Raw genomic sequence first — 6,334 nt, forward strand, 5'->3', positions numbered from 1 at the left:
ATGAGGTCTTCAGGCTTCTTGTAGTTAGCCAGCAGGCCAGACAGCAGTTCTTCGGGTACGTCGTGTTTCTTGGTGCTCATTGTGCTTACGGACAGGCCGGCTCGCGCCGGCGGTGGATTGTCCGTTTACACAAAATTCTGCACACCCTCTGGCACAACGTCGCTGTTTGCAGCGCTGGATGTGGCCACTGGCAAAGTCATAGGACAGCTCAAGCGCCGTCACCGCAGTGTGGAATTCCTGCAGTTCCTCAAAGCCATCGATGCAGCGGTGCCTGGCGAACAAGACATCCACCTGATCATGGACAACTACGGCACGCACAAGACGCAGGCAGTGCGGGCCTGGCTAGCAGCCAATCCTCGCTACCACGTTCACTTCACGCCCACCTCAGCGTCCTGGCTCAATCTGGTCGAGCGTTTCTTTAGCCAGATCAGCGAGCAGTGGATCAAGCGCAGCGCCCACACCAGCGTTGCTCAGCTGGAGCAATCCATACGGGAATACATTGATCGTCACAACGAGGATCCCAAGCCGTTCGTGTGGCATAAAAGTGCGGACACCATCTTGGCATCTGTGGCGCGGGCAGCGAGTACCATTATTTGATGCTTACTTTTGAGACACCACACTAGCGCTTATGTAATAAGCGCCAGGAGCTATTAAATAGATAGCAAAATCAAAGCGCAGCTTCCAGGTCCGGCATGGCGATACGGGCTTTGGTCAGGGCCATGCCCAGGTTGGCCGTGCGGCGGCACACGAAAACGGCCACGTACTCGGGGTTGATCTTGCCGCGCAGAAAGACGTGGATCAGGTTGTCGCTGTTGACGATGATTTCCTGGAAGTAGTGGTGCCCGTCGTCGGCCACCCCGCGCGACTTTTTGAACATGCGTTCGATCATCGACACGTTGGGGCCGTTGAACAGGTCGGCTGTGGCGGCAGCCACTAGGTCGATGACTTCACGTGGGTGCGAATCCACCGTTTTGATGGCCAGCAGCATTCCGGATTCAGTATCCACATAACCTGCGGCCAGGCATTCAGGAACGAGGGAGGCGGCTTTGTTGAGTGCAGCATCGAGGGACATGGTTTCTTGTCTTTCAAAAAGGGTTGGGGGGTTAAATCAGTTTACGCAAAATGGCGTCTTCGTACGCCTGCAGGAAGGACTCCTGCTCTGTGCTTTGCACATATTGGTGGTCGATCAGGCGCACGCGGCGCAGTGCCTCGCTGGCGGTCAGGCCCTCGCGCACCAGCCATGCGGCCAGCACCGTGCCGGTGCGGCCAATCCCGGCCAGGCAGTGCACGGCCAGCACTTCGCCCTTGTTCAGCAGCATTTCCATGCGCTTGAGCAGCATCTGGATTTGCGCCACCGTGGGCGGCTCACGGTCGCGGATGGGCAGGTGCAGGTTTTTCAGGCCGTGCTGGGCCAGTGGCTCCTGGGGCAGATCGTTTTCGGTCAGGGTGATCAGCGTGGTGATGCCGCAGCGGCGCAGCAAGGCCAGGTCGTGGCCGATGGCGTTGACCACCCCCGGCATGGGGGTGCCTGCCAAGCGCCCCGGCACCAGCCAGGCGAAGCCGTTGGGGCCACGGCTGGCCGGGGCGCAGGGCGGGGCATCTGCCGCATCGTCTGCGGTGTTCAGGGCCGTGGTCGACACCGCCGCAAGGGCTGCGGGCGGCAGCGGCGGCGGCAGGGGTGCGTCGTCGGCCAGCATGGTGGGGTCGGCATCGGGGGCGGGCAGGGCGCAGCTGCCCGTGGCCACAAACTGCTGGCCTGCGGCGGACTGCGGGGCCAGCAGGAAGTCCTCCATCGCGCGGGCCTCTTGCACGCGGCCACCGGCCAGCAGCAGCATGTGCTGGGCGGCCTGGTGGGCGTGCTTTTGGTTGTGCAGCACCAGCAGCACGGCGGTTGCTTCGCCCACCTTGCGCAATAGCTCCAGCAGCAGATAGGCCTCGTAGTCGCTGAGGTCGGCGGTGGGCTCGTCCACCAGCAGCAGCGCGGGGGCTGCGGCTGCCTCGCGCAGGATGGCCACGGCGCGCTGGTGCAGGGGCGAGAGCTCCATGGTGGGCTGCCCCAGCAATGGGGTGAGCTCTGGGAAACCCATGCGCTCGACATACGCAGCGCACCAGGCCCGCAGTTCGCCGGGGGCCAGGCCCAGGCGTGTGCGCACATGCTCGGCCAGCGCATCCAGGGTGGATGCCATCATGAGCCGCGCATGTTGTTGCACCAGCCGCGGGCGGGGCGCGGCCCCCAGGGGCTGGCCTTGGTAGAGAACCTGGCCCCAGTGCTGAAAACGCGGGTGCGCGTCGTTCAGGCCGGCCAGCGTGCGCAGCAGCGTGGATTTGCCCGAGCCCACCGGCCCCAGCAGCGCAGTGACTCCCTGGGGTGGCAAGGAGAAATCCAGCTCCGCCAGAATGACGCGCTGCCCAAAGGCAACGCCAAAACCATCAGAAACCAGGCACGGTGAGGAAAAGGCGGGTGAGGTGTCTTGCATTCAGGTGGGTGTCAAGGGTTCAGGCGTCCAGCAACTGCTGAGGGTGCGCAGCGCGGCGCAGTGCTACGGCGTCAATTTGCGAGAGCGATACGTCACCGCGCTGCAGCCGGAACAGGCGCATGGTGTCGCTCACGCCGTGCACTTGGCCGTGCAGCGATTGCGCGGCGGCGGCCAGCTCTTCGACCATGGCGGCGTTCTGCTGGGTGATGGAGTCCATGTGGACCACGGCCTCGTTCACCTGGGAGATGCCCATTTGCTGCTCGGTGGCGGCGGTGCTGATCTCGCCCAGCACGGCGCTGACCCGCTGCACCGCCTGCAGCGCCTCGGCCATGCGGTCGCCCGCTTGGCTGGCCACGGTGGCGCCAGTGGCCACCCGCTCGGCGGACTCGCCAATCAGGCGTTTGATGTCGCGCGCCGACTGCGCGGTGCGTGCGGCCAGGGTGCGCACCTCGGCGGCCACCACGGCAAAGCCGCGCCCGGCCTCGCCTGCGCGTGCGGCCTCCACGGCCGCATTGAGCGCGAGGATGTTGGTCTGAAAGGCCACGCCTTCGATGAGCTGCACGATGTCTTCGATGTGCCGCGACGATTCGGCAATGCCCTGCATGGTCTCGCCCACGGCCAGCACGGCGTCGTTGCTGCGCTGGGTGATGTCGGAGGTTTCTTGCGCAAAGCGTGCGCCCCGGCTGGCGGATGCGGCACTGTTTTGCACCGTGCTGTTGATCTGCTCCATGGATGCCGCCGTCTGCTCCAGGCTGCTGGCCTGCGTTTCGGTGCGGGCGGAAAGATCGTTGTTGCCGCTGGCGATCTCCTGCACCGCCGTCTCCAGGTGCTCGATTTCTTGGCGCACGTCGCCCACCACCGTGCGCAGGTTCACGCTGAGCTGAAACAGCGCGCGCTGCAACTCGCCCACGCTGCCGCTGGCACCGGTGTGCACGACGTGCGTGAGGTCGCCCGACGCGAGCTGGTTGGCGTCGTGCACCAGCTCTTTCAGCGGTGCAATGGCCAGGGCGCGTGCCGCCAGGGCCGATGCCGCGATGGCCAGCAGCGCCACGCCGCCCGTGACCCACCAGGGCGCGCCAAGGCTGGCGGGCAGCACGGCCAGGGCCACCGGGATCGCCTGCACCAGCCCCAGGCGCACCGTGGTGGAGGGGCGCAGCAGCCGCACGAGGCGCCCGGCAAAGTTTTGGCGTTGCACGGTGCCGCGGTGCAGTGTGTGCACGGTATGCCCGGTCTGCGCTTCGGCGCGCATTTGGGCGTACAGGGCGTCGGCCGCCTGCACCTGCTCGCGCGTGGGCAGGGTGCGCACCGACAGGAAACCCGTCACCTGCGTGCCGTCGCGCAGCGGGGTGATGTTGGCCTGCACCCAGTAGAAGTCGCCGTTCTTGCGGCGGTTTTTCACCAGCCCCGTCCACGGCAGGCCTGCGACAATGGTGTCCCACAGGTCGCGGAAAGCCTCGGCTGGCATGTCCGGGTGGCGGATCAGGTTGTGGGGTTGGCCCAGCAGCTCTTCGTGCACGAAGCCGCTCACATAGACGAAGGCGGGGTTGCAGTAGGTGATCCGGCCCTTGGTGTCGGTGACGGACACCAGGGTGTCCCGCTCGGCGAACATGAACTCGGTGGTGGTGACGGGCTGATTGATCCGCATGGCGTGTCCTTTCGGTGAGGGGTCAGCGGGAGGGCCGGGAGAGCCAGTCGCGTTCCAGATCGGCAGCGGGCAAGGCCTTGGCAAAGAAGTAGCCTTGGGCCATGTCGCACTGCAGGCTGCGCAGCTTGTCGATCTGGTCTTGTGACTCAACGCCTTCAGCCACGGTGCGCAACTGCAGCGCGCGGGCCAGGCCAATGACTGCGGTCACGATGGCCAGGCTGTCCGGGTTGGTGGTCATGCCTTGCACAAAGGACATGTCGATCTTGAGCCGCGAGACGGGAAAGTTCTGCAGCCGTGCCAGCGACGAATAGCCCGTGCCGAAGTCGTCGATGGACAGGGTGAACCCCCGCTCCACCAGGCGCGCAGCCACGCGGCGGGCCTTGGCAGGTTCGTGCATCAGGGCGGATTCGGTGATTTCCAGCTCGATCGCCAGAGGGCTGACGTTGTGAGCTCGCACAATGGCCAGGGCGCGCTCGGCGAAACCGTCGCTCATCATTTGCGCGGCCGAGACGTTGACCGCAATCGTGGTTGGCGGCGTCACACCGGCGTCGTGCCAGGCGCGCCATTGGCGGGCTGCGGTGTCCAGGCTCCAGTCGCCCAGCGCGATGATGAGGCCGCGCTCCTCGGCCACGTGGATGAACTCCGCCGGGCTGACCCAGCCCCATTCCTCGTCGTGCCAGCGCGCCAGGGCTTCCACGCCGCACAACTGGCCGGTGTCAAGAACCACCTTGGGCTGGTAGTGCTGGGTCAGGCGGCCAACGGCCAGGGCTTTCTCCAGCCGTGCCGCTACGGCAATGCGTCGCTGCAGCTGGAGGCCCATGTCCACGTTGTACAGCAGGTGGTGGCCACCGCCTTGCATTTTGGCGCGGTACATGGCGATGTCTGCGCGCCGCAGCAGCTCATCCAGGGCCTGACCGTGTTGAGGGTACAAGGCCACGCCGACGCTCGCGCCCACTTCGAAGCGCAGATCATCTGTTGTCATAGGGCGGCCCAGCGTGCCGCAAATGTTCTCTGCCAGGGCCAGGGCGTCGCAGCCATCTTCGGTGGGGCTGTGCATGCGCACGAACATGAACTCGTCACCCCCCAGGCGGGCCAGCACGCCATCGTCACCGATGAGACGCTGGCAGTGGTGCGCCACCGTCGTGAGCACGCGGTCGCCCACCGCATGGCCTTGCGTGTCGTTGATCTCCTTGAAGCGGTCGAGGTCAACGAGCAGCACGGCGGCCTCCCGGCCCTGCTGGCCCGCAGCGTCCAGAAGCCGTTGGGCCAGATCCATGCCATGGGTGCGGTTGGGCAGGCCGGTCAGGGCGTCAAAGAACGCCAGCTTTTCCATGCGCTCCTGGGCGCGCAGCAAATCGCGGGTGAGCTGCTCGCGCTCGCGCAGGTCGGCGATGAGCCCGTCGCGCTGCGCAATATAGCTGTCGATGGCGATGCCCATGTCCAAGAACACCACCTTGATGAGCGCCTGCATGGCGGTGGTGGAGCCCGTATCGCGCAGGCCGGGCAGGCGATCGAGCCGAGGTAAAAGTTCGGTGAGATAGTGGCTGTAGCCGCCCAGGTACCAGCCCGGTGACAGGCCGATGCGGGCATGCGCCAGCCCCACGTGCCGACGGTCTTCTCCGTAGTCTTCGTTGTAGGTGCCGACCGTCAGGTTGCTGAAATAGCGAATATGGAGCTGCTTGAGCCGCTCCAGTGCTGTCTCGTCCGGAATGAGCGTCTGCATCTCGGGGAACGACAGCAGGTGGCGGTAAAAGCCATCGACGAAGCCGGGTGCCTCTTTACCGAGTGCTCCATGCAGGTCTCGGAGGGCGCGCTCGTCTTCGGGCGTGAGGGAAAGAAAATCCTTGCGATGCTGAAAAGTATGGGGGATTTCTTGCAAGGGTATTTGCCAATATGCGTTGATTTTCGTCAAGTGTATACGGACATTCTGAACCGGCTCTTACATCATACCGATGACTTGATATGCGTCAAGAAATCAATGCACTGACGGGTATTGATGAATGTCAATTGCACGGATGATTGTAAGCATTCTTACAGTTTATTGTATGAATCAGTGTGTGTATTCGTAAGCTCCCCCACCAAGTAGACATCTGAAATCAGAGAATGCGGCCCAACCCGGAAGGAAGAGGCCGATGAGGAAGAGCAAGTTCACGGAGAGCCAGATCGTGGCGATCCTCAAGGAAGGTGAAGCTGGCATGCCGGTGGCCGAGGT

General features: G+C 64.3%; 4 protein-coding genes and 1 pseudogene. 1 reads left to right on the plus strand and 4 read right to left on the minus strand.

Annotated elements, in window-relative coordinates; translation table 11 throughout:
• Positions 1-150: 150 nt before the first annotated feature.
• Positions 151-597 (plus strand): annotated as a pseudogene (locus tag BN2503_RS18370) (IS630 family transposase); the annotation flags it as partial.
• 70 nt (positions 598-667) lie between these two features.
• Here the strand turns inward: BN2503_RS18370 and BN2503_RS18375 are convergent.
• Genes BN2503_RS18375 through BN2503_RS18390 form a run of 4 tightly spaced genes read right to left on the minus strand, consistent with a single transcriptional unit; the run spans position 668 to position 6,001 of the window.
• Positions 668-1,072: a hypothetical protein gene (locus BN2503_RS18375; protein WP_054258053.1), complete on the minus strand. Its 405-nt coding sequence runs from the start codon at positions 1,070-1,072 to the stop codon at positions 668-670.
• A 31-nt stretch (positions 1,073-1,103) separates the two neighbouring features.
• Positions 1,104-2,477, minus strand: a complete 1,374-nt coding sequence (locus BN2503_RS18380) for a phosphatase domain-containing putative toxin (protein ID WP_054258054.1) — start codon at positions 2,475-2,477, stop codon at positions 1,104-1,106.
• Between the two features lie 19 nt (positions 2,478-2,496).
• Entirely contained in the window at positions 2,497-4,122 is a 1,626-nt protein-coding gene (locus tag BN2503_RS18385; protein WP_054258055.1) for a methyl-accepting chemotaxis protein, read from the minus strand.
• A gap of 22 nt (positions 4,123-4,144) precedes the next feature.
• The gene (locus BN2503_RS18390) at positions 4,145-6,001 is read right to left on the minus strand and encodes a putative bifunctional diguanylate cyclase/phosphodiesterase (protein ID WP_074930490.1); all 1,857 of its coding nucleotides are present in this window, start codon (positions 5,999-6,001) and stop codon (positions 4,145-4,147) included.
• Between the last annotated feature and the right edge of the window lie 333 nt (positions 6,002-6,334).

The organism is Paenacidovorax caeni (assembly GCF_001298675.1).
Classification (GTDB): domain Bacteria; phylum Pseudomonadota; class Gammaproteobacteria; order Burkholderiales; family Burkholderiaceae_C; genus Paenacidovorax; species Paenacidovorax caeni.